This is a genomic window from Pseudomonas sp. WMBT8, from assembly GCF_050916005.1.
GTDB lineage: Bacteria > Pseudomonadota > Gammaproteobacteria > Pseudomonadales > Pseudomonadaceae > Aquipseudomonas.
In genome coordinates this window covers 2,339,877-2,361,881 of record NZ_CP188096.1, presented here as the reverse complement: position 1 = coordinate 2,361,881, position 22,005 = coordinate 2,339,877, and the positions used below count along the sequence as shown (strand labels likewise).

At 61.9% G+C, this 22,005-nt stretch carries 21 protein-coding genes; 15 read left to right on the top strand and 6 right to left on the bottom strand.

Going from position 1 to position 22,005, the window contains the following annotated elements; genetic code table 11:
• Nucleotides 1–48: 48 nt before the first annotated feature.
• The 5 genes from ACO77H_RS11020 (at nt 49) to ACO77H_RS11000 (ending at nt 6,244) form a co-directional block, all read left to right on the top strand.
• Nucleotides 49–1,284, top strand: a complete 1,236-nt coding sequence (locus ACO77H_RS11020) for a 3-methyl-2-oxobutanoate dehydrogenase (2-methylpropanoyl-transferring) subunit alpha (RefSeq protein WP_169956131.1) — start codon at nt 49–51, stop codon at nt 1,282–1,284.
• 1 nt (nt 1,285) lies between these two features.
• The gene (locus tag ACO77H_RS11015) at nt 1,286–2,344 is read left to right on the top strand and encodes an alpha-ketoacid dehydrogenase subunit beta (protein WP_029296529.1); all 1,059 of its coding nucleotides are present in this window, start codon (nt 1,286–1,288) and stop codon (nt 2,342–2,344) included.
• The gene (locus ACO77H_RS11010; protein WP_432755445.1) at nt 2,345–3,610 is read left to right on the top strand and encodes a dihydrolipoamide acetyltransferase family protein; all 1,266 of its coding nucleotides are present in this window, start codon (nt 2,345–2,347) and stop codon (nt 3,608–3,610) included.
• 4 nt (nt 3,611–3,614) lie between these two features.
• The gene (gene lpdA, locus ACO77H_RS11005; protein ID WP_432755444.1) at nt 3,615–4,994 is read left to right on the top strand and encodes a dihydrolipoyl dehydrogenase; all 1,380 of its coding nucleotides are present in this window, start codon (nt 3,615–3,617) and stop codon (nt 4,992–4,994) included.
• 230 nt (nt 4,995–5,224) lie between these two features.
• A complete protein-coding gene (locus tag ACO77H_RS11000) occupies nt 5,225–6,244 on the top strand; it encodes a branched-chain amino acid aminotransferase (protein WP_432755443.1) in 1,020 nt (339 codons plus the stop codon).
• A gap of 142 nt (nt 6,245–6,386) precedes the next feature.
• On the opposite strand, the gene ACO77H_RS10995 is transcribed toward ACO77H_RS11000, so the two are convergent.
• On the bottom strand, nt 6,387–7,277 hold the full coding sequence (locus tag ACO77H_RS10995; protein WP_169956139.1) for a GNAT family acetyltransferase: 891 nt from the start codon (nt 7,275–7,277) through the stop codon (nt 6,387–6,389).
• A 292-nt stretch (nt 7,278–7,569) separates the two neighbouring features.
• On the opposite strand from ACO77H_RS10995, the gene ctlX reads away from it, so the two are divergent.
• The 7 genes from ctlX (at nt 7,570) to ACO77H_RS10960 (ending at nt 13,516) form a co-directional block, all read left to right on the top strand.
• Nucleotides 7,570–8,496 carry a citrulline utilization hydrolase CtlX gene (gene ctlX, locus ACO77H_RS10990; RefSeq protein WP_169956141.1) on the top strand — a complete coding sequence of 309 codons (927 nt, stop codon included), beginning with the start codon at nt 7,570–7,572 and terminating at the stop codon, nt 8,494–8,496.
• Between the two features lie 11 nt (nt 8,497–8,507).
• Nucleotides 8,508–9,554, top strand: coding sequence for an ornithine cyclodeaminase (locus ACO77H_RS10985; protein ID WP_169956143.1), 1,047 nt, complete (start codon nt 8,508–8,510; stop codon nt 9,552–9,554).
• A 257-nt stretch (nt 9,555–9,811) separates the two neighbouring features.
• Nucleotides 9,812–10,591, top strand: coding sequence for an ABC transporter substrate-binding protein (locus ACO77H_RS10980; protein ID WP_169956145.1), 780 nt, complete (start codon nt 9,812–9,814; stop codon nt 10,589–10,591).
• A gap of 155 nt (nt 10,592–10,746) precedes the next feature.
• Complete coding sequence (locus ACO77H_RS10975; RefSeq protein ID WP_169956147.1) at nt 10,747–11,448, top strand: ABC transporter permease; 702 nt, start codon at nt 10,747–10,749, stop codon at nt 11,446–11,448.
• Entirely contained in the window at nt 11,445–12,158 is a 714-nt protein-coding gene (locus ACO77H_RS10970; RefSeq protein WP_057439424.1) for an ABC transporter permease, read from the top strand. The genes ACO77H_RS10975 and ACO77H_RS10970 overlap by 4 nt, the downstream gene beginning before the upstream one ends.
• Nucleotides 12,159–12,161: 3 nt before the next feature.
• Complete coding sequence (locus ACO77H_RS10965; RefSeq protein WP_262380948.1) at nt 12,162–13,004, top strand: ABC transporter ATP-binding protein; 843 nt, start codon at nt 12,162–12,164, stop codon at nt 13,002–13,004.
• A gap of 14 nt (nt 13,005–13,018) precedes the next feature.
• Complete coding sequence (locus tag ACO77H_RS10960) at nt 13,019–13,516, top strand: Lrp/AsnC family transcriptional regulator (protein WP_029296543.1); 498 nt, start codon at nt 13,019–13,021, stop codon at nt 13,514–13,516.
• Nucleotides 13,517–13,741: 225 nt separating this feature from the next.
• On the opposite strand, the gene ACO77H_RS10955 is transcribed toward ACO77H_RS10960, so the two are convergent.
• The 3 genes from ACO77H_RS10955 to ACO77H_RS10945 form a co-directional block, all read right to left on the bottom strand.
• Nucleotides 13,742–14,575 (bottom strand): TIGR03915 family putative DNA repair protein, encoded by an 834-nt coding sequence (locus ACO77H_RS10955; RefSeq protein ID WP_169956149.1) that lies wholly within the window; start codon nt 14,573–14,575, stop codon nt 13,742–13,744.
• Nucleotides 14,572–15,792, bottom strand: a complete 1,221-nt coding sequence (locus tag ACO77H_RS10950; protein ID WP_169956151.1) for a putative DNA modification/repair radical SAM protein — start codon at nt 15,790–15,792, stop codon at nt 14,572–14,574. Before ACO77H_RS10950 ends, ACO77H_RS10955 begins: the two co-directional genes overlap by 4 nt.
• Nucleotides 15,793–15,928: 136 nt before the next feature.
• On the bottom strand, nt 15,929–16,273 hold the full coding sequence (locus ACO77H_RS10945; RefSeq protein ID WP_432755442.1) for an FKBP-type peptidyl-prolyl cis-trans isomerase: 345 nt from the start codon (nt 16,271–16,273) through the stop codon (nt 15,929–15,931).
• Between the two features lie 181 nt (nt 16,274–16,454).
• On the opposite strand from ACO77H_RS10945, the gene ACO77H_RS10940 reads away from it, so the two are divergent.
• Together ACO77H_RS10940 and ACO77H_RS10935 are read left to right on the top strand one after the other, a co-directional pair.
• Nucleotides 16,455–17,342, top strand: coding sequence for a nitrilase family protein (locus ACO77H_RS10940; protein WP_170043162.1), 888 nt, complete (start codon nt 16,455–16,457; stop codon nt 17,340–17,342).
• A gap of 14 nt (nt 17,343–17,356) precedes the next feature.
• Complete coding sequence (locus ACO77H_RS10935; RefSeq protein ID WP_432755441.1) at nt 17,357–18,526, top strand: hypothetical protein; 1,170 nt, start codon at nt 17,357–17,359, stop codon at nt 18,524–18,526.
• Between the two features lie 37 nt (nt 18,527–18,563).
• Here ACO77H_RS10935 and ACO77H_RS10930 read toward each other — a convergent pair whose 3' ends face one another.
• On the bottom strand, nt 18,564–19,184 hold the full coding sequence (locus ACO77H_RS10930) for a hypothetical protein (protein ID WP_169956157.1): 621 nt from the start codon (nt 19,182–19,184) through the stop codon (nt 18,564–18,566).
• A gap of 87 nt (nt 19,185–19,271) precedes the next feature.
• Nucleotides 19,272–20,240 carry a hypothetical protein gene (locus ACO77H_RS10925; protein WP_432755440.1) on the bottom strand — a complete coding sequence of 323 codons (969 nt, stop codon included), beginning with the start codon at nt 20,238–20,240 and terminating at the stop codon, nt 19,272–19,274.
• A 264-nt stretch (nt 20,241–20,504) separates the two neighbouring features.
• Here ACO77H_RS10925 and ACO77H_RS10920 point away from each other — a divergent pair, with 264 nt between their 5' ends.
• Nucleotides 20,505–21,998: a PAS domain S-box protein gene (locus ACO77H_RS10920; protein WP_432755439.1), complete on the top strand. Its 1,494-nt coding sequence runs from the start codon at nt 20,505–20,507 to the stop codon at nt 21,996–21,998.
• Nucleotides 21,999–22,005: the final 7 nt, after the last annotated feature.

Sequence of the window (22,005 nt, the reverse complement as noted above, 5' to 3'; positions counted from 1 at the left end):
CTAAGCGCGCCCACTACAAGAAATTCACAAGATCGAGCGTAGAAAGCCATGACCCAGCATTACGAACCGCTGCGCCTGCACGTTCCCGAACCCTCGGGCCGTCCTGGTTGCAAGACCGACTTTACCTACCTGCGCCTGACCGACGCCGGTACGGTGCGCAAACCCGCCGTAGACGTAGAACCCGCCGACACCGCCGACCTGGCCAAGGGCCTGATCCGCGTGCTCGACGACCAGGGCCAGGCCCTGGGCCCATGGGCTGAAGGTGTGCCGGTAGAGATTTTGCGCCGTGGCATGCGTGCCATGCTCAAGACGCGGATCTTCGACAACCGCATGGTGGTCGCCCAGCGTCAGAAAAAGATGTCGTTCTACATGCAAAGCCTTGGCGAAGAAGCCATCGGCAGCGCCCAGGCCCTGGCCTTGAACATCGACGACATGTGCTTCCCCACCTACCGCCAGCAAAGCATCCTGATGGCCCGCGAAGTGCCGCTGGTCGACCTGATCTGCCAACTGCTGTCCAACGAGCGCGACCCGCTCAAGGGCCGCCAGTTGCCGATCATGTATTCGGTCAAGGACTATGGCTTCTTCACCATTTCCGGCAACCTCGCCACCCAATTCGTACAGGGCGTGGGCTGGGGCATGGCCTCGGCGATCAAGGGCGATACCAAGATCGCCTCGGCGTGGATTGGCGATGGCGCCACCGCTGAATCAGACTTCCACACCGCCCTGACCTTCGCCCACGTGTACCGCGCGCCGGTGATCCTCAACGTGGTCAACAACCAGTGGGCGATCTCCACCTTCCAGGCCATCGCCGGTGGTGAAGCCACCACCTTCGCCGGACGCGGCGTGGGCTGCGGCATCGCCTCCCTGCGGGTCGACGGCAACGACTTCATCGCGGTGTACGCCGCCTCTGCCTGGGCTGCCGAACGCGCCCGCCGCAACCTCGGCCCGACCCTGATCGAATGGGTCACCTACCGCGCCGGCCCGCACTCCACCTCCGATGACCCGTCCAAATACCGGCCTGCCGATGACTGGAGTCACTTCCCCCTGGGCGACCCGATTGCCCGCCTCAAGCAGCACCTGATCAAGATTGGCCAGTGGTCCGAAGAGGAACACGCCACGGTCAGTGCACAGCTTGAAGCCGAAGTGCTCAGCGCGCAAAAAGAAGCCGAACAGTACGGCACCCTGGCCGGTGGCCAGATTCCAAGCGCCGCGAGCATGTTCGAAGACGTTTATAAAGAGATGCCGGAGCACTTGAAGCGCCAGCGTCAAGAGTTGGGGATCTGACATGAACGATCACAACAATAAAATCGAGCTGGAAACCGCCATGACCACGACCACCATGACCATGATCCAGGCCCTGCGCTCGGCCATGGATGTGATGCTTGAGCGCGACGACAATGTGGTGGTGTTCGGCCAGGACGTCGGTTACTTCGGCGGCGTGTTCCGTTGCACCGAAGGCTTGCAGACCAAGTACGGCACCTCGCGGGTGTTTGACGCACCGATCTCCGAAAGCGGCATCGTCGGCGTGGCCGTGGGCATGGGCGCCTATGGCCTGCGCCCGGTGGCCGAGATTCAGTTCGCCGACTACGTGTACCCGGCCACCGACCAGATCATCTCGGAAGCGGCGCGCCTGCGTTACCGCTCGGCTGGCCAGTTCACCGCGCCATTGACCATGCGCATGCCTTGCGGCGGCGGCATCTACGGTGGGCAGACTCACAGCCAGAGTATCGAAGCGGTGTTCACCCAGGTCTGCGGCCTGCGCACGGTGATGCCGTCCAACCCCTATGACGCCAAGGGCCTGCTGATCGCCTCCATCGAGAACGATGACCCGGTGATCTTCCTCGAGCCCAAGCGCCTGTACAACGGCCCGTTCGACGGCCACCACGACCGCCCGGTGACCCCGTGGTCCAAGCACCCGCAAGCCCAGGTGCCGGACGGTTACTACACCGTACCGCTGGATGTAGCCGCCATCGTGCGCCCAGGCTCGGCCGTCACGGTGCTGACCTACGGCACCACTGTTTATGTGTCACAAGTGGCCGCCGAAGAAACCGGGATCGATGCCGAAGTCATCGACCTGCGCAGCCTGTGGCCGCTGGACCTGGAAACCATCGTCAAGTCGGTGAAAAAAACCGGCCGTTGCGTGGTGGTGCATGAAGCCACCCGTACCTGCGGTTTTGGTGCCGAGCTGGTGTCTTTGGTGCAAGAGCACTGCTTCCATTACCTGGAAGCGCCTATCGAGCGTGTGACCGGTTGGGACACCCCCTACCCCCACGCACAAGAGTGGGCGTATTTCCCTGGCCCGACCCGTGTGGGCGCGGCTTTGCAACGGGTCATGGAGGTCTGAATGGGCACGCACGTTATCAAGATGCCGGACATTGGCGAAGGCATCGCAGAAGTGGAATTGTCGGTCTGGCACGTCAAGGTCGGCGACATGGTCGTGGAAGACCAGGTGCTGGCGGATGTGATGACCGACAAGGCGATGGTGGATATTCCCTCGCCGGTCCACGGCAAGGTGATATCACTGGGCGGTGAGCCGGGTGAAGTCATGGCGGTGGGCAGTATCCTGATCAGCATTGAAGTCGAAGGCGCGGGCAATACCCGGGAGTCGGCGTTGTCGGCCGTGGTTGAAGAAGCCGCGCCGGCCCCCAAAGCCGAAATCAAGGCCCCTGCGGTTGAAAGCAAACCGGCCGCCAAGCCGGTGGTAGCGGCCCAGGCTCCGGTGGCCCGGGACGCCAATGAGCGCCCGCTGGCCTCCCCCGCCGTGCGCAAGCACGCGCTGGACGCCGGGATCCAGCTGCGTCTGGTGCAGGGCTCGGGCCCGGCCGGGCGCATTCTGCATGAAGACCTCGATGCCTATCTGCAACAGGGCAACACCCGCGCCTCGGTCGGCGCCAACCCGTATGCCGAGCGCAACGACGAAGAGCAGATCCCGGTGATCGGCATGCGCCGCAAGATCGCCCAGCGCATGCAGGATGCCACGCGCCGCGCTGCGCATTTCAGCTACGTCGAAGAGATCGACGTGACGGCCCTGGACGACTTGCGCGTACACCTCAATGAAAAACATGGCGCCAGCCGCGGCAAGCTGACGTTGTTGCCGTTCCTGGTGCGCGCGATGGTCGTGGCCTTGCGCGATTTCCCGCAGATCAACGCGCGTTATGACGACGAAGCCCAAGTCATCACCCGCCTTGGCGCGGTGCATGTGGGCGTTGCCACCCAGAGCGATGTCGGCCTGATGGTGCCGGTGGTGCGTCACGCCGAGGCCCGCAGCCTGTGGGGCACCGCCGAAGAAATCACTCGCCTGGCCACTGCCGCGCGCAATGGCAAGGCCAGTCGTGACGAGCTCTCGGGCTCGACCATCACCCTGACCAGCCTCGGCGCGTTGGGCGGGATTGTCAGCACTCCGGTGCTGAACCTGCCGGAAGTGGCGATTGTGGGTGTCAACCGCATCGTCGAGCGGCCAATGGTGATCAAGGGGCAGATCGTGATCCGCAAGATGATGAACCTCTCCAGCTCCTTCGATCACCGGGTGGTCGATGGCATGGACGCGGCGCAATTCATCCAGGCCATCCGTGGCCTGCTCGAACAACCCGCCAGCCTGTTCCTGGAGTAAGGGCATGACTCAGACATTACAGACCACCCTGCTGATTATCGGCGGCGGCCCCGGCGGTTATGTGGCGGCGATTCGCGCCGGCCAACTGGGCATCCCGACCATCCTGGTAGAAGGCCAGGCGTTGGGCGGCACCTGCCTGAATATCGGCTGCATTCCGTCCAAGGCGCTGATCCATGTCGCCGAACAGTTCCAGCAAACCGTGCACCTGAGCCAGGGTTCGGCCCTGGGTATCGACGTGGATGTGCCAACCCTGGACATCCGCAAGAGCGTCGAGTGGAAAGACGGGATCGTCGACCGCCTGACCACCGGGGTTGCCGCCCTGCTGAAAAAGCACAAAGTGCAGGTGATCCATGGCTGGGCCAAGATCGTCGACGGCAAGACCGTGGACGTGGGTGACCAACGTATCCAGTGCGAGCACCTGCTGCTGGCCACTGGCTCGAAAAGCGTCAACCTGCCGATGCTGCCGATTGGCGGGCCGATCATCTCGTCCACCGAAGCCCTGGCGCCGAGCCGTGTGCCAAAACGCTTGATCGTGGTCGGTGGCGGTTACATCGGCCTGGAACTGGGGATTGCCTATCGCAAGCTCGGTGCCGAGGTCAGCGTGGTGGAAGCCCAGGACCGCATCCTGCCAGCCTACGACGCCGAGCTGACGCAACCGGTGGCCGAATCCCTCAAGCAATTGGGGGTCAAGTTGTACCTCAAGCACAGCGTGACTGGCTTTGAAGGCGGCAGCCTGCAAGTACGCGATCCGGAGGGCGGCACCCTGGCCCTGGAGACCGATCAGGTACTGGTCGCCGTTGGTCGCAAACCCAACACCCAGGGCTGGAACCTGGAAGCCTTGAACCTGGCGATGAACGGCGCGGCGATCAAGATCGACAGCCGCTGCCAGACCAGCATGCGCAATGTGTGGGCCATCGGCGACCTGAGCGGCGAGCCGATGCTGGCACACCGGGCCATGACCCAGGGCGAGATGGTGGCCGAGCTGATCAGCGGTAAATCCCGCGAATTCAACCCGGCGGCGATCCCGGCGGTGTGCTTTACCGACCCGGAACTGGTGGTGGTCGGCAAGACCCCGGACGAAGCCAAGGCCGCAGGCCTGGACTGCATCGTCTCGAGCTTCCCGTTTGCGGCCAATGGCCGGGCCATGACCCTGGAGTCCAAGACCGGCTTCGTGCGGGTGGTGGCACGTCGCGACAATCACCTGATTGTCGGCTGGCAGGCGGTGGGGGTTGGCGTGTCCGAGCTGTCCACGGCCTTTGGCCTGAGCCTGGAAATGGGTGCACGCCTGGAGGATGTGGCGGGCACCATTCATGCCCACCCGACCCTGGGTGAAGCGGTGCAGGAAGCGGCGCTGCGGGCGTTGGGGCATGCCCTGCACCTGTAAAACCGTGGTGATGCTATCGCCGGCAAGCCGGCTCCTACAATCGAGCGCGTTACGCCGACCAAATGTAGGAGCCGGCTTGCAGGCGATAGCGGTGGATCAGCCAAAACAGATGCTCAATGGTCCCCCCACCCGCTCCCACACAGGCCAAGAATGAAGTATTGTTGCGCCCATCCAGAAATAAACCGAAAGCCTGCCTTCGACCAGGCGGTTGAAAAAAGATAGAGGGTGTCATGGGTAACGAAAGCATCAATTGGGACAAATTGGGTTTTGACTACATCAAGACCGACAAGCGTTTCCTCCAGACCTGGAAAGACGGCGCCTGGCAAGAAGGCACCCTGACCGGAGACAACGTGCTGCACATCAGCGAGGGCTCCACCGCCCTGCACTATGGCCAGCAGTGTTTTGAAGGCCTGAAGGCCTATCGCTGCAAGGACGGTTCGATCAACCTGTTCCGCCCGGACCAGAACGCCGCCCGCATGCAACGCAGCTGCGCCCGCCTGCTGATGCCGCAAGTGCCGACCGAAGCCTTCATCGAGGCGTGCAAGGAAGTGGTCCGCGCCAACGAGCGTTTCATCCCGCCGTACGGCACCGGCGGCGCGCTGTACCTGCGCCCGTTCGTGATCGGCACCGGTGACAACATCGGCGTGCGTACCGCGCCCGAGTTCATCTTCTCGATCTTCTGCATCCCGGTCGGCGCCTACTTCAAGGGCGGCCTGACCCCGCACAACTTCCTGATCTCCGGCTACGACCGCGCCGCGCCGAACGGCACCGGTGCCGCCAAGGTCGGTGGCAACTATGCGGCCAGCCTGATGCCCGGCTCCCTGGCGAAAAAAGCCAACTTTGCCGACTGCATCTACCTGGACCCGGCCACCCACTCGAAAATCGAAGAAGTCGGTTCGGCCAACTTCTTCGGGATCACCCACGACAACAAGTTCGTCACCCCGAACTCGCCATCGGTGCTGCCGGGCATCACCCGCCTGTCGCTGATCGAACTGGCCAAGACCCGCCTGGGCCTGGAAGTGGTCGAAGGCGACGTGCTGATCGACAAACTGGCAGACTTCAAGGAAGCCGGCGCCTGCGGTACCGCAGCGGTGATCACGCCGATCGGCGGGATCGAGTACAAAGACAAGCTGCACGTGTTCTACAGCGAAAAAGACGTCGGCCCGGTGACCCAGAAGCTCTACAAAGAGCTGACTGGCGTGCAGTCCGGCGACGTTGAAGCGCCGGCCGGCTGGATCGTCAAGGTCTAAGCTCCGCTGCGCAACAAAATGTGGGAGCAGGTTTGTGTGGGAGCGGGCTTGCTCGCGAAAGCGGTGGGTCAGTCACTGATGACATTGACTGACCCACCGCTTTCGCGAGCAAGCCCGCTCCCACATTTGCTTATAGGTGGTTTCAGGACTTGGGCAGGTTCTGCGCAATCTTCTTGCCCATGCTGATCCTCGGCTCCACGCCATACCCCAGCGCCTCGTAGAACCCCACCACTGTCTCGTTGCCCAGATTGATCTGCAGGTTGATCTTCAGGCAGCCCAGGGCGATCAACGCCTGTTCCCCATGGCGCACCAGCGACGCGCCCAGGCCTTGCCGGCGATAGTCCGGATGCACGGCCACCGAATACAACCAACCACGATGCCCGTCGTAGCCTGCCATCAAGGTGCCGATCACGGTCTTGCCGTGGGTGGCGACAAAAAACAGCCCGTCCTCCACCGCAAGCTTTCTATCAATCGCCAGTTCCGGCCGGTTATGCGGGGTGTCGTAGCCAAACGCCAACTGCCAGAGCGCCGCTACCTGGGCACGATGCAGGCGGTCGCGGTAAATCCCGATGGGGTGGCGGGACGACAATACCTTCTCCATCACCAGGGTGCGCTCGTTGCCGTGGTACACATCGCGCACGGTCTGGAACCCCAGCTTGGTATAAAACGGCTCGGCGGTGAGGGACGACGGTACGCTCAATACCGTGACCCCAGCCTCACGGGCCCGCTGTTCGATATCGACCATCAGTTGGCGGCCGATGCCCTGCCCTTGCAGCGCCGGGTTGACGAACACCGAACGCACCACATTGGCGTCCAAGGCGGCGGTAGCGACGATTGCCTGATCCTGGAGGGCAACCAGCACGGTACGCCGCGTGAGCAATTGCAGCACCGCCTCTGGCGTGAAGTTGCTCGCCACCCGCGCAATCACGTCCGCCGGGTAGTCGCCGGCGTTGCTGCTGTGCAGGGCCGCCAGGATGACTTGGCTGATGCCTTCGGCATCGGTGGGTTGGGCGAGGCGGACGGCGGTAGACATGACTCCTCCTGACGGGCAGCGTTATGACAGCCACCACAATACCCATGTGTGGGCTTGTGTGGGAGCCGGGCTTGCCCGCGATGCAGGCACCTCGGTGTGTCCGCCACACCGCGGTGATGCTATCGCAGGCAAGCCAGCTCCTACAGGTTTGAGCGCCTCCTGACAGCCGATTCGGCTGCCACACCCCTCTTTTCAGCTTTCCCGGCTGGGCCGCTCCCCTGTTTCAGCCGGGATTCTGCGGCCAGAGCGCACAAAATAGCCGCAATGCCCAACCCCATGGACCCGTGCCCCCATGCAAACCACCAATACCGTCCTGATGATCCGCCCGGCGCACTTTGCCTTTAACCCGGACACCGCGATCAACAACCGCTTCCAGCGCGCGCCCGTCGACCCGGTGGCCGCACAGCACAAAGCGCTGCAAGAGTTCGACGGTTACGTCGCCACCCTGCGCGAGCATGGCGTGGAAGTGTTGGTGGTGCAGGACACGCCCGCACCCCATACCCCGGATTCGATCTTCCCCAACAACTGGTGGAGCAGCCACGCCGACGGCAGCCTGGTGCTGTACCCGATGGAAGGCCAGAACCGTCGCCTGGAACGCAACAAAGGTGTGCTGCAAGTGCTGGAACAGCGCTTCGCGATCAAGCACACCATCGATTTCAGCCACCTGGAACAACAGAACATGTTCCTCGAAGGCACCGGCAGCATGGTCCTCGACCGCCAGCACCGCATCAGCTACGCCTGTCACTCCGGGCGCACCCATCGCGATGCGCTGCGCCAGTTCGCCGAGCGCCTGGACTATCAGGTCTGCGCCTTCCACGCCGTCGACCGCCATCACGCACCGATCTACCACAGCAACGTGATGATGAGCGTCGGCCGCGACCTGTCGGTGGTGTGCCTGGACGCGCTGCCCGAAGCCCACGAACGCCAAGGCCTGGAACGCTCCCTGCGCGACACCGGCAAAGACATCCTGGCCCTGGACTTCGACCAGTTGGAAGCCTTCGCCGGCAACATGCTGGAACTCCACGACCGCGACGGCCAGCCGCTGCTGGTGATGTCCGCCAGCGCCTGGCACTCGCTCAAGCCGGCGCAGCGCCAGCATGTGGAGCGCCACACCCACCCAGTCGTGGTGAACATCGACAACATCGAACGCATCGGTGGCGGCAGTGCCCGCTGCATGTTGGCCGAAGTGCATCTTCCGGCCCGCGCCTCATTCCAATAAGGAGTTTTTCCATGACCCGTTATATCGACGTCAACGACCTCAGCTACCTGGTATCGCAAAAAGGCCTGCAAACCTGCATCACGGAGATGGCCGAGTACATCCGCGCCGACTACCTGCGCTGGAATGACTTCGAAAAATGCGCGCGCCTGGCCAACCACTCGCCCGAGGGTGTGATCGAGCTGATGCCGGTCTCGGATGCTTCGCTGTATGCCTTCAAATACGTCAACGGCCACCCGAAAAATACCCAGAGCGGCATGCTCACGGTCATGGCGTTCGGCGCCCTGGGGGATGTGGACACCGGCAAGCCGGTGCTGCTCAGCGAGATGACCCTGACCACCGCGATCCGCACTGCCGCCACTTCGGCCCTGGTCGCGCGCTACCTGGCACGGGACAACAGCCGCAGCATGGCGTTGATCGGCAATGGCTCGCAAAGTGAATTCCAGGCCCTGGCGTTCCATGCCTTGCTGGGCATCAATGAGATCCGCCTGTTCGATATCGATTCCAAGGCCATGCACAAGCTGGCGAACAACCTCAAGGCTTTCCCGGCGATCAAAGTGACCCTGGCCGCAAGCGTTGCCGAGGCGGTGAAAGGTGCCGATATCGTCACCACCGTCACTGCCGACAAGGCCTACGCCACCATCCTTACCGACAACATGATCGAGCCCGGCATGCACCTCAATGCCGTCGGCGGCGACTGCCCCGGCAAGACCGAGCTGGACCGGCGCATTGTCGAGCGCGCGCGGGTGATCGTCGAGTACGAACCACAAAGCCGTATCGAAGGCGAAATCCAGCATATGCCCGAGGACTCGCCGGTCACCGAGCTGTGGCAAGTGATCAACGGCCAGAAGCCGGGCCGGGAAAACGCGCGCCAGGTCACCCTGTTCGACTCGGTGGGTTTTGCCCTCGAAGACTACTCGGCCCTGCGTTATGTGCTGGATGTGGCCAAGGCCCTGGACGTGGGCAGCGAGCTGGAACTGGTGCCGGACCTGGCCGACCCCAAGGACCTGTTCGCACGCCTGGCCCAGCAACCGGTCGCACAGCACAAAAAGCGCGCCTGAAACCGCTCTGGCCTGCCGCTTTGCGCGAGCGGCGGGCCGTAAATCCTGATTTGAAAAGCCGATATACAGGGTGTTGCAGCCGATTCTGCTGCAACCGGTGTTTTAACAGCGTATTCCGCGTGCCAACGCCTAGGTAAACGACACAAAAAACGCACCATCATGAAGCATTCTGAGCGCGACCAAAGAGTCAGCAAATGAATGCATGCCGCACCCTTTCTACTGCCCTGACATCAATTACAAAATATAGGGAAAACACCATGACTCCGCTCCGATCACTCGTCGCCGCGCTGCTCCTGCCTTTGTGCGCCACCGCCGTCCAGGCCCAGGAATGGAAAGAAATCCGTTTCGGCGTGTTCCCCGAGTACCCACCCTTTGAATCCGTGGCCGCCGACGGCAGCCTGCAAGGTTTCGACATTGAGTTGGGCAACGCCATCTGCGCCAAGCTTGAAGTCAAATGCACCTGGGTCCACAACGAATTCGACGGCATGATCCCGGCACTGCGTGCGCGCAAGTTCGACGCCATTATGTCCTCGATGGCCGTGACCCCGGCCCGGCAAAAACAGATCGACTTCAGTGACCGCCTGTTCCTCAGCCCCACCTCAGTGATCACCCGCAAGGGTGCAGGCTTCGGCGACACCCCAGAATCCCTCAAGGGCAAACAGGTGGGTGTGCTCCAGGGCTCGCTGCAAGAAGCCTACGCCCGTGCTCACCTGGCCAAGCTCGGTGCCCAGGTCAAGGCGTATCAGTCCCAGGACCAGAACTACGCCGACCTGCAAAACGGCCGCCTCGACGCGACGCTGACCGACAAGCTCGAAGCCCAGCTCAACTTCTTGTCCAAGCCTGAAGGCGCCGACTACCAGTCCGGCCCGGCCTTCAAGGACCCGACCTTGCCGCTGGACATCGCCATGGGCCTGCGCAAGAACGACCAGGAGTTGCTGGCGCTGATCAACAAGGGCATCGCGGCCATCCAGGCTGATGGCACTTACTCGCTGATCCAGAAGAAATACTTCGGTGACGAAGATATCTATCACGAATAACGTCAGCAGATAGCCTCTCCCCCTGTAGGAGCGAGCTTGCTCGCGAAAAACTCAAGATTGCCACCGGGTACCCGTTTTACCCGGTCATCGTTGACGATTTTCGCGAGCAAGCTTGCTCCTACAAAGGGAAACCGTGCCCATCGAGATCTCCCTTCATGAATGAACTCCTCAACCTGCAAGGCTTCGGCCCGCTGTTGGCCCAGGGTGCCTGGATGACCATCAAGCTGGCGTTCCTCGCGCTGGTCCTGAGCCTGACCCTGGGCTTGATCGCCGCAGGTGCCAAGCTGTCCAGCCACAAGCTGTTGCGCATCCCGGCCACGCTCTACACCACCTTGATCCGCAGCGTGCCGGACCTGGTGCTGATCCTGCTGATCTTCTACAGCCTGCAACTGTGGCTCAATGACCTGACCGAGATGCTCGGCTGGAATTACTTCGAAATCGATCCATTCACCGCAGGCGTGATCACCCTGGGCTTTATCTACGGTGCGTATTTCACCGAGAATTTTCGCGGCGCCATGCTCAGTGTGCCGGTGGGCCAACTGGAGGCGGCAACCGCCTACGGCTTGAGCCGCTGGCAGCGCTTTCGGCTGGTAATGTTCCCGCAGTTGATGCGGTTTGCGTTGCCGGGGCTGGGCAATAACTGGCTGGTGCTGCTCAAGTCCACGGCGCTGGTGTCGATCATCGGCCTGGCAGACCTGGTCAAGGCCGCGCAGAACGCCGGCAAGACCACCAATGACCCGCTGTACTTCCTGATCCTCGCGGGCCTGGTGTACCTGGTGATCACCACCCTTTCCAACCGCATCTTCAAGCGCCTGGAACGGCGCTACAACGTTGGCATCAAAGGGGTGGCGCGATGATTGAACTGATCCAGCAATACGGCCTGGCGTATCTGTGGACCGATGGCTCGGGGTTTTCCGGGGTGGCCATGACCTTGTGGCTGTTTATTGTGTCGGTGATCCTAGGGTTTTTCCTGTCGATCCCGTTGGCAATTGCCCGCGTCAGCGAGCACTTCTGGCTACGCTGGCCGGTGGAGGTCTACACCTACCTGTTTCGCGGCACGCCGCTATATATCCAGTTGCTGATTTGCTACACCGGCCTGTACAGCCTGGAGGTGGTGCAGGACAACGCCCTGCTCAACCAGTTTTTCCGCAATGCGTTGAACTGCACCCTGCTGGCATTTGTGCTCAACACCTGCGCCTACACCGTGGAGATCTTCGCCGGGGCCATTCGCAATATTCCCCACGGCGAGATTGAAGCAGCACGGGCCTACGGCTTGCACGGCTGGCGGATGAACCTGTTCGTGGTAATTCCCGCCGCGCTGCGCCGCGCGTTGCCGGCCTACAGCAACGAAATGATCCTGATGCTGCACGCCACGTCCCTGGCGTTTACCGCAACCATCGCCGACATCCTCAAGGTAGCCCGCGACGCCAACGCCGAAACGTTCCTCACGTTCCAGGCCTTCGGCATTGCCGCGCTGCTGTACATGCTGCTGTCCTTTGCATTGGTGGGCCTGTTCCGACTGGCCGAACGACGCTGGATGCGCTTTCTTGTCCCGACCCGAGGCTAACCCATGAATCAGTCCGCACAGGCCCTGGCCGCTCATCCCACCCACGTTGCCGCGCCCCGCCCGAGCGTGGTGGCGGCCGGCGCCAACGTCAAACTCAAGGTCGAAGACCTGCATAAAAGCTATGGCGACCATGAAGTGCTCAAGGGTGTTTCGCTCAACGCCAGCAAGGGCGATGTGATCAGCCTGATCGGCGCCAGCGGCTCGGGCAAAAGCACCATGCTGCGCTGCATCAACTTCCTCGAACAACCCGACGCCGGGGTGATCACCCTGGACGGCATCAGCATTGAAATGCGCCCGGGCCGCGCAGGCGTGCAGGCGCCGCACCAGGCGCAACTGCAGAACCTGCGCACGCGCCTGGCCATGGTGTTCCAGCACTTCAACCTGTGGAGCCACATGACCGTGCTGGAAAACATCTGCATGGCGCCGCGCCGGGTGTTGGGCGTGAGTGGCGCCGAGGCAGAAAAACGCGCGCGGATGTACCTGGATAAAGTGGGCCTGCCGGGCCGGGTCGCCGACCAATACCCGGCATTTCTCTCCGGTGGCCAGCAACAGCGCGTGGCCATCGCCCGGGCCCTGGCCATGGAGCCGGAGATTATCCTGTTCGACGAACCGACCTCGGCACTCGACCCAGAGCTTGTAGGGGAAGTCCTAAAAGTCATACAGACGTTGGCAGAGGAAGGTCGTACCATGCTCATGGTCACCCACGAAATGGGCTTTGCCCGGCAAGTGTCCAGCCAGGTGCTGTTCCTGCATCAGGGCCGCGTCGAAGAACAAGGCAGCGCCGAGATCCTCGACCATCCCAACAGCGAACGCTTGCAGCAATTTCTCTCCAACCGCTTGAAGTGAACACAGAATCGACCATGGATACCAAGGCCAACGGACCCCATTCCTCCCCTGCGCTGGATCGCATCGATGAAGCCATCATCGATGTACTGCGCCATCAGGGGCGAATCACCTACGAGAAGCTGTCTTCGCTGGTGCACCTGACGCCCAGGCCCTGCCTGGAACGGGTGCGCAAGCTGGAACGGCGCGGGGTGATCCGCGGCTATGGCGCGATCATCGATGTGCAGATGGTCTCGCCGGGGTTGTCGTTGCTAGTGCTGGTGGCCCTGTCCAACCAGAGTGGGCGCTCGGCGCAAAAAGCCTTCGAGGCTTGCGTCAAGGCCTGCCCGCAGGTGTTCGAATGCCAACTGATCAGCGGCCCCTTCGACTACAGCCTGCGCATGCGCTGCCGGGACATGGAGCACTACCGCGTGCTGACGGAAACCTGGTTGAACAACGACGAGCTGCACATCGACAAACTGGTGGCCCATCCAGAGCTGGCGGTGGTGAAAAACACCGCGACTGAGCTGGCCTGAACCCCATCGCCTCACACGATGCAGATCAGATGTGGGGGGTGGGCTGGTGTGGGGGCTGGCCTGTGTGGGAGCTGGCTTGCCTGGGAGCTGGCCTGTGTGGGAGCTGGCTTGCCTGCGATGCAGACGCCTCGGTCTATCAGCTATACCGAGGTGACGCTATCGCAGGCAAGCCAGCTCCCACACAAGCCAGCCCGCCATATGCTTCCCATATGTTTCCCACACGTTTTAACCCTGCCCGCTTGAAATCCGCTTGCCAGGGCGCTCACCAATCAGCTTCGCCTGCCCATCCCGCTGCTTGCCCGTCCGCGCCTCGCTGATCAACCCCGGTATCAACTTGCCCTCCGGCAAATTTTTCCAGAACCGGCTCGGCAGGTGACCTTCCATGACCTTGGGATTCAACCGCGCCGGGTTGAAGATATGGCTGTAATAGGTCAGCCACATGGCACTGTGCGGGTCTTCGACATTCTGCGCCAACTGCTGCCATTGCTCCGGGCACTGGCGTTGATGGATCAACTGCTCACCGTCGTAATACACCCCATCCAGGGGCGTCGCGATCATCCAGCGATGGCGGCCCATGCGCCCGACAAAGTGCTGGCTGGCACTGTGCAGAATGTCGTGGGCCGGCTCGTGCCACGCCACATACTCCGGCAGTTGCGGTCCCGCGGCTTGCGGCAGGGCAATAAAACGTACAAACGCATGCAGGTGATGGGCCTCACGCCGTACCTGCTTGATCCGTCGCTGCAGCTCGCTGCCCAGTTGATCCCCCGCCATCATCGCCGTGCGGTCACCATGGCTGACGCGCCACAGCACTTCATACAACAGGCTCCAGCGCTGTTCGCCGTGGTAACAGGCGGCGCTTTCCAGCAGCTCCAGCAGGGCCTTGGGAATGCGCGCCTGGAACGGGCCATTGTGCGGGGGGTAGTGCTCATCGGTGGCGAACAGGTCCGCCACTTCCGCTTCGCCCCAACACACATGGCTGGGGTCGATCTGATGACTGAGCAGCCAGCGCGCCTGCTCGCGCCAGGTGCTGAACAGGTTGTCGCATTCCAGGCTGATCATCCCCACAACCCCATCTGTTGCGGTTGCGGGCGGTCGCGCAGTTGCTCGCGCAGCAGCACGCTGGTGCTTTCTGCTTGCTGGGGGTGGTAGTCGCTGGTGATGAAAAACGGCTTGGCCTTGCTCAACACACAGCGCATGCGTGCCAGGTCTTCAAAACGGATCTTGCGTTGCCGGCGCAGCTCCACCAGGCGCTCGGTGGTGCGCAGGCCAATCCCCGGGATACGTGCGATCAACGTCGCCTCGGCGCGGTTCAGGTCCAGCGGGAACACCTCGCGATGTTCCAGGGCCCAGGCCAGCTTGGGATCGATGTCCAGCGCCAGATCCCCCGGCCCCGCGAACAACTCATTGGCGCGAAACCCGTAACTGCGCAGCAGGAAATCCGCCTGGTACAACCGGTGCTCGCGCATCAATGGCGGCGCCGCCAGAGGCACGCTTTTCGGGCTATTGGGAATCGGGCTGAAGGCCGAGTAATACACCCGGCGCAGCTTGAAGTTGCCATACAACGCCTCGGCCCCGTGGAGGATGGTGCTGTCGTCCGTGTCATCGGCGCCGACAATCATCTGGGTGCTTTGCCCGGCCGGGGCAAAACGCGGTGCCCGTGGCTCGTTGAGCACGGTTTGCTCACCGGTGAAAATCGTCTGCATCGCCTGCTTGATCGAACCGATCTGCTTCTCCGGCGCGAGAATCTGCAGGCTTTTATCAGTGGGCAACTCGATGTTCACGCTCAAGCGATCGGCATACCGCCCGGCCTCGGCAATCAACGCAGGATCGGCTTCGGGGATGGTCTTGAGGTGGATATAACCGCGAAAGTCATGCTCCTCACGCAGCAACTTGGCGACCCGCACCAATTGCTCCATGGTGTAGTCCGCCGAACGGATGATCCCCGAGCTGAGAAACAGCCCGCTGACGCAATTGCGCCGGTAGAAGTCCAGGGTCAGGCTCACCACCTCCTCCGGGCTGAACCGTGCACGGGGCACGTCGCTGGAGCGGCGGTTGACACAGTATTGGCAGTCGTAGAGGCAGAAATTGGTCAGCAGCACCTTGAGCAACGACACACAGCGCCCGTCGGGCGTGTAGCTGTGGCAGATGCCCATGCCATCGCTCGACCCCAGCCCGGCCTTGCCCTCGGAGGTGCGCTTGGGCGCCCCGCTGCTGGCGCAGGACGCGTCGTACTTGGCGGCATCGGCGAGGATGCTGAGTTTTTCGATCAACTGCATGGCGGGCCACCCAATACTGTATTTTTGTACAGTATCAGCAGCAGCACCCGCCATTCAAGGGGAGACAGGCGAACGGTAGAACAAATCACCGTAGGAGCAAGCAAGCCGGCTCCTACGATTGCATGGTGTCAGGCCGTCAATCGTCGCGCGTCAGCACTTCCAGCAACTCAATCTCGAAATGCAGATTGCTATGGGGCTTTATATGCGCGCCCATCGTCCGCTCGCCATAAGCCAGATGCGCCGGCACAAACAGCTTGCGCACGCCACCGACCTTCATCCCCATCAGGCCCTGGTCCCAGCCTTTAATAACGCGACCGCTACCGATCACACACTGAAACGGTTTGCCCCGCTCCCAGGACGAATCAAACACCGTGCCGTCTTCCAGGGTGCCGATGTATTGGGTGGTGATCAGCGCACCCTTGACCACGGTTTTGCCGTCGCCTTGGCGGATGTCGGTGATTTGCAGTTCTTCGGTGCTCATGGGGGTCTCGTTGGGTTCACACTGGCGGGCTTTTTCCCAGAATCCAGCGTCTTTGGCAAGTGCCCTCTAAAGGATCCAGACTACACCCCAGCCAGAAGCGCCTGACTTAACCCTGTCCATTTTTTCCCCTCTTATAAAAAACCAACCACCCCGGTTGTATAAAAATAAGAGGTCACCCCCAATGAACGAATCAACAAGCCCCGTCCGTGTCGCTGTGGTGCAGTTCGATCCCCAGGTCGGTCTGGACAACCGCGAAGACAATCTTCAGCGCAGCCTGGCCTTGGCCGCGGAGGCGGTCGGTGGTGGGGCTAATCTGATCGTGCTGCCGGAGTTGTCGAACTGCGGTTACTTCTTCCGCAGCCGCCAGGACGCATTCGAGCATGCCGAGGCCATTCCCGGCGGGAGCAGTGTGCAGGCCTGGATGGCGTTTGCCGCCACCCATCAGGTGTATCTGGTGGCGGGCCTGAATGAGATCGATGGCCGGCAGTTGTTCAATACCGCAGTACTGCTGGGCCCGGATGGGTTGATCGGTAAGTATCGCAAGGCCCATTTGTGGAACCTGGAAAAGTTGTGGTTCACCCCCGGCAACCTGGGTTTTCCGGTATTTGAAACGCCTATCGGGCGCATTGGCCTGTTGATCTGCTGGGATATCTGGTTCCCGGAAGTGCCACGGATCCTTAGCCAGCAAGGCGCCGACATCATTTGCAGCCTCAACAATTGGGTGTGGACGCCGCCGCCGCTGTTCGACGAGGCCGGCAAATGCATGGCGTCGTACCTGACCATGACCGCCGCCCATGTCAATAACGTGTTTATCGCCGCTGCCAGCCGTATCGGTGAGGAGCGCGATGCGCGCTACCTGGGGTGTTCGCTGATCGCCGGGACCAATGGCTGGCCTATCGGCAAGGTGGCGTCGGCCAACCGCCAGGAAATCCTGTTCGCCGATATCGACCTGACCAGCGCCCGCAGTGCGCCGATCTGGAACAGCCTCAACGACCTGCACCGTGACCGGCGCCATGATCTGTACGATCAGATGCTCGGCTATTCCCATCACCCTGCCCTGCCACGCTGAAGGGAGGGTGGGTCATGGAAAATCTATTCATCAAGCCCGGGACCGCGCGATCTCAAGTCGATAAGGCGATCATCGCATTGGTGTTCATCAGTGCCTTGCTGATCCTCTGGACGGCCCTCACACATCAGGGTTCCTGGCCCGGCTACGGCGATATGGTGGCAGGCTTACCCGAGCCAATCGCCTGGCTGCGCTGGGTATTGGGGGATATCAGCGAGGTAGCCTTCTACAAGCATGAACTGGCCTCCCTTGGGTTGCTGGCGGGCGCGTACCTGGCCTGGTGGGCCAGCCGCACCGGCAGGCGCTGGCAGGGTTTTGCGATTTGCTACGGCAGTGGGCTGTGGCCGTGGCTGGTGACCAGTTCCCTGCTGGGCCTGCTGTTGAGCAATCTGTTATGGGGGTGGACGCTCACTGCGGACACCTGGCAGCCCACCTTCGCCGCGTTTGTTTCCCTGCCGGCGGCGAAGGTGCTGATGTTTGGTGGCGGCTGGAAGGTCACCCTCAACGGCGCGTTGCTGGGTGCGCTGTTGGTCACGCCGATGTGCTTGCTGATCGTCAATTTTGTCTGTGTACCGCTGGAGTTACCGGTGGTGATTGGCAACGTACTGGGCATGGCGGCGGGCAGTGTGATGGCCTTTGTCGTTTGTCGTCGCGTTCCGATTCTGGTGCGTTCGGACTTTATCGCCGCGGACAAACCGTTGCCGCTCAAGCCGCCAACCTATGGCCTGGGCTGGAGTTTGCGCAGGGTCTTGGCGGACTTTTCCGAAGCGCCGTTCTTCGGCAATGAGTGGGCCAGCCTTGGCCTGCTGGCGGGGGTCCTGCTGGCGTATGCCTTGAACCCATTGAGCGCTGCCTATGGTTCGGGACTGGTGCTGCAACTGATCGGTGCCCAGGCGCTGACATCGGCATTGGGCGTGCTGATCTGGCGCAGTCAGTGGATCAAGCGCGGTTGGTATCCCACCTATGTGCCGCTGGTGTCGGTCGTACCGGCGGCGGTGTTGACCCATGGCGGAAGTTGGATGGTGGTCGGTTCGAGCGCGTTGCTCGGCGCGCTGATTGCACCACCGCTGGCCTGTGCCATTGCAGGCCGGCTGCCGGCACACGTTCATCCGTATATCGGCAATGTGATCTCGATGGCGTTGAGCACCTTATTGATTGTGCCCATCGTTGGCAGGCTGATCGCGTAAACACGCGGGTCAGGCTCATGAGCCTGACGCGCTGGCCTCACAACCAGCGCCAGAACCGCCCCCAGAACCCCCGCTCCAGATCCGCCTTGCACCCCGCATACTGGCGCGCATACAGATCGGAGCGGGCCTTGACCTTGCCGGCTACCGGCAACAGCCACGCCTTGCTGGCGTAGGTGCGGTTACGGTAGCCGCCCCAGCCTTCGTGGTAGTTGAGGTATTGGCCATAGGCGTCGTATTTGTATACGCCGTTGATGCTGGCGGTCTTGTCCATGTACCAGCCGACAAAGTCGATGGCATCGTCGAAGTCCTGGCGGCTGGCCCAGTTGCGGCCGGTGCTTTTCTGGTAGTCGCCCCACACTTCATCCTTGGCCTGGGCGTAGCCGGCTGCGGTGCTGACGCGGCCCCAGGGAATGATCCATAGCAGGTACTTGCGCGGGGTCTTGGCGTTCTGCCGGAAGCCCGATTCCTGATACATGATGGCGAACGGCACCTGGATCGGCACACCCCAGCGCTTCTGGGTGACTTTGGCCGCGTCGTACCAGTCGTCCTTTTCGCGGAAGATGCCGCAGATGTCGTCAGGGGTGCGTGGCGGTGAAGTGCCGCACGCCGCCAACAGGGTGGTGAATAGCAGGAGGGCTGTGGTTTTTAGCGGGGTCAAAAGCGTACCTTTGCATGAGCGCGTAAAAAAGCCGACAGTTTACGCGCTCACGCAAGGTGTTGTGGTTACGGCATCAATGAGCCTTGATCAAACCACGGGTACTTTGCGGGTCGAAATGGCCAGGCGACCGATGCCAAAGCTCAATGCAGCGCCCAGTACCAACATCAGCAAAGTGCTCCATGCCGCGCGGGACAGTTGCTTGGCCGCCACTTCGCCAGCTTCACGGGCCTTTTGTTCGGCTTGGGCTTTCAGTTCTTCGACTTTCTGCACGGCCTGCTGATACGCCTGGGCATAGTTCTCGACGATCTGGCTAGCCTCGGCCTGGCTCTTGCCGGTGCGCGCAGCGACGATGTTGACCAGCGCCTCTTTGTCCGCGGCATTCAACGCAGGCTCACCCGAAGCTTTGACGCGTTCGAACCATTGCTTGAGCTCAGTCGCAGCCTGGGCCGGGTTGGTGGCGGCATCAGTAGCCGCTTGCTGGCCGTCTGCCGCTGCCTGGTCGGCTTTTTGTTCGACATTGGCCGGATCCAGTTCAGCCTTGCCGCTTTGCTTGAGCAAGGTGTCGAGTTCGCCCTGCAAGCTGTCCCAATCCAGGCTGATGCCCTTCTCGTTCAACTGCTGCTTGACGCTGTCTCTGATGCCGGGGGCTACCGCAGCAATTCCGCTGCCGGCCGCCGACAGGCCTTTGCCGACCACATTGCCCGCTGCGCCGACCACGCTGGTGGCCAATGCCGCCAGCAGCCAGGTGGTGAGCAAGGTGGTGATGGTCCAGCTCAGGACGCCGTGCAGGCCGCCGCGATCCGGGGCGGTGCGGCCGGCGACGAAGGCGCCCACGCCAATCGCCAATAGTGTGGAGACAAACAGCCAGATCCCGGCACCGGTGCCAAAACCGCTCAGCGGGTTACCCGCCGCCATGGGGTCGACTGCACTGGCGCCGATGGCGGTACCCAGCACGCTCAGCACCAGGTAGGTCACCAGGGCAATTGCACTACCGGCCAGTACCGAGCCCCAGGACACTCGAAAAGGCGAGCGGTTGGTTTCATACAAAGTGGTCATGATCGTTCCTTGGACAAGTGAGTAGGCCGTCAGTGTGTCGAGGCCGGAGGTTGTGGTCTCGGCACAATTGCACTAGGGCAACTGGTGCATTCGCACCCCGCCAAGCTGAATCGGTCTGCACTATGCTCAAGGCCAGTTGTCGTACTCCACACACACCACCTGTAGGAGCCGGCTTGCCGGCGAAGACGGCCGTAAGGCGTGCGATGAGGCTTGGGGCCTCATCGCCGGCAAGCCGGCTCCTACGCGGATTTTTTTGGAGAAACCATGAGCCAGGCCGTCCTCGCCCAAGAAACCAATCGCCGCCAATTGCAGCAGATCATTTCCGGCCTGTCCGATGGGGTGATTCTCGCCGAGATCGACCAGAGCATTCTGTGGGCCAACGAAGCCGCGCTGGCCATGCATGGCCTGGATGACATCGCCGGGCTGGGGGCCAACACCGCCGAATACGCCGAGCGCTTTGCCCTGCGCTACCGCAACAATCACCCGCTGCCCCTGGAGGCCTATCCCCTGAGCCGGGTGGCCAACGGCGAAGAGTTCAGCGATGTGGTGGTCGAAGTCACGCCCATCGCCGACACCGACCGTACCTGGGTCCATCGTCTGCGCAGCCTGGCGCTCACCGACAGCGCCGGCAAGCCGGAATTGCTGGTGCTGATCTTGAGCGATGCCACCGAATGGGCCAGCGCCGAGCAGCGCTTTGAAAAGACCTTCAACGCCAACCCGGCGCCGGCAGTGATCTGCCGCCTGAGTGACTTGCGCTATATCAAGGTCAACCAGGGCTTCCTCGAAATGACCGGCTACAACCGCGACCAGGTGATCGGCCGTTCGGTGTACGAACTGGACGTGCTGGAACAGGCCGAGCGCAAGGAGCTGGCAATCCAGCGCCTGGGCGAAGGTGCGACCATCCCGCAGATGCAAGCCGAGCTGAAGCTCCCCGAAGGCGGCAGCAAGCTGGTGATTGTCGCCGGCCAGCCGCTGGATATGAACGATGAGGAATGCATGCTGTTTTCCTTCACTGACCTTGAGCCCCGGCGCAAGGCCGAAACCGCCCTGCGCCAGAGCGAGGAGCGGTTTGCCAAGTCGTTCCGCCTGACGCCGGTGCCAACCCTGGTGTGCGACGCGGGCAATCAGCAGGTGGTGGACGTCAACGATGCGTTCATGACCATCACCGGCTACACCAGCGAAGAGTTGATCGGCAAATCCATCAGCGATATCAACTTTATCGACAGCAGCGAGGCCTGCACGCAGTTGTTCGCCACCCTGGAAAAGGCCGGCAGCCTCGAAGGCCAGGACCTGAAGATCCGCAAAAAAGGCAATGAGGTGATTGACTGCGTGGTGTCGGCCGACACCGTAACCATCCAGGACACCGCCTGTTACCTGCTGGTGATGATGAACATCACCGAGCGCAAACGCTCGGAGCTGGAGTTGGTGTCGGCCATCGAGGAAGTGATGAAGGACGCCTCCTGGTTCAGCCAGACCCTGATCGAAAAACTGGCCAACGCCAAGAGCGTCAACAGCCCCAACCAGCCGAACATCGCCTTCACCGACCTGACCGCCCGTGAGCGCGATGTACTGGGGTTGATCTGTGAAGGCCTGGCCGACAAGGAAATCGCCTCGCGCCTGAAGCTGGCGCCCAACACCGTGCGCAATCATGTGGCAACGGTGTACTCCAAGCTCAACGTACACAGCCGCAGCGCCGCGATTGTATGGGCGCGGGAACGAGGGCTGTTTGCCGGCGAGCGACGGGTAAAAAAACCATGAAGCAAGT

Coding starts and splice junctions, on each gene's coding strand:
- ACO77H_RS11020 (WP_169956131.1), top strand. CDS start 49: ATGACCCAGCATTACGAACCGCTGCGCCTGCACGTTCCCGAACCCTCG.
- ACO77H_RS11015 (WP_029296529.1), top strand. CDS start 1,286: ATGAACGATCACAACAATAAAATCGAGCTGGAAACCGCCATGACCACG.
- ACO77H_RS11010 (WP_432755445.1), top strand. CDS start 2,345: ATGGGCACGCACGTTATCAAGATGCCGGACATTGGCGAAGGCATCGCA.
- lpdA (WP_432755444.1), top strand. CDS start 3,615: ATGACTCAGACATTACAGACCACCCTGCTGATTATCGGCGGCGGCCCC.
- ACO77H_RS11000 (WP_432755443.1), top strand. CDS start 5,225: ATGGGTAACGAAAGCATCAATTGGGACAAATTGGGTTTTGACTACATC.
- ACO77H_RS10995 (WP_169956139.1), bottom strand. CDS start 7,277: ATGTCTACCGCCGTCCGCCTCGCCCAACCCACCGATGCCGAAGGCATC.
- ctlX (WP_169956141.1), top strand. CDS start 7,570: ATGCAAACCACCAATACCGTCCTGATGATCCGCCCGGCGCACTTTGCC.
- ACO77H_RS10985 (WP_169956143.1), top strand. CDS start 8,508: ATGACCCGTTATATCGACGTCAACGACCTCAGCTACCTGGTATCGCAA.
- ACO77H_RS10980 (WP_169956145.1), top strand. CDS start 9,812: ATGACTCCGCTCCGATCACTCGTCGCCGCGCTGCTCCTGCCTTTGTGC.
- ACO77H_RS10975 (WP_169956147.1), top strand. CDS start 10,747: ATGAATGAACTCCTCAACCTGCAAGGCTTCGGCCCGCTGTTGGCCCAG.
- ACO77H_RS10970 (WP_057439424.1), top strand. CDS start 11,445: ATGATTGAACTGATCCAGCAATACGGCCTGGCGTATCTGTGGACCGAT.
- ACO77H_RS10965 (WP_262380948.1), top strand. CDS start 12,162: ATGAATCAGTCCGCACAGGCCCTGGCCGCTCATCCCACCCACGTTGCC.
- ACO77H_RS10960 (WP_029296543.1), top strand. CDS start 13,019: ATGGATACCAAGGCCAACGGACCCCATTCCTCCCCTGCGCTGGATCGC.
- ACO77H_RS10955 (WP_169956149.1), bottom strand. CDS start 14,575: ATGATCAGCCTGGAATGCGACAACCTGTTCAGCACCTGGCGCGAGCAG.
- ACO77H_RS10950 (WP_169956151.1), bottom strand. CDS start 15,792: ATGCAGTTGATCGAAAAACTCAGCATCCTCGCCGATGCCGCCAAGTAC.
- ACO77H_RS10945 (WP_432755442.1), bottom strand. CDS start 16,273: ATGAGCACCGAAGAACTGCAAATCACCGACATCCGCCAAGGCGACGGC.
- ACO77H_RS10940 (WP_170043162.1), top strand. CDS start 16,455: ATGAACGAATCAACAAGCCCCGTCCGTGTCGCTGTGGTGCAGTTCGAT.
- ACO77H_RS10935 (WP_432755441.1), top strand. CDS start 17,357: ATGGAAAATCTATTCATCAAGCCCGGGACCGCGCGATCTCAAGTCGAT.
- ACO77H_RS10925 (WP_432755440.1), bottom strand. CDS start 20,240: ATGACCACTTTGTATGAAACCAACCGCTCGCCTTTTCGAGTGTCCTGG.
- ACO77H_RS10920 (WP_432755439.1), top strand. CDS start 20,505: ATGAGCCAGGCCGTCCTCGCCCAAGAAACCAATCGCCGCCAATTGCAG.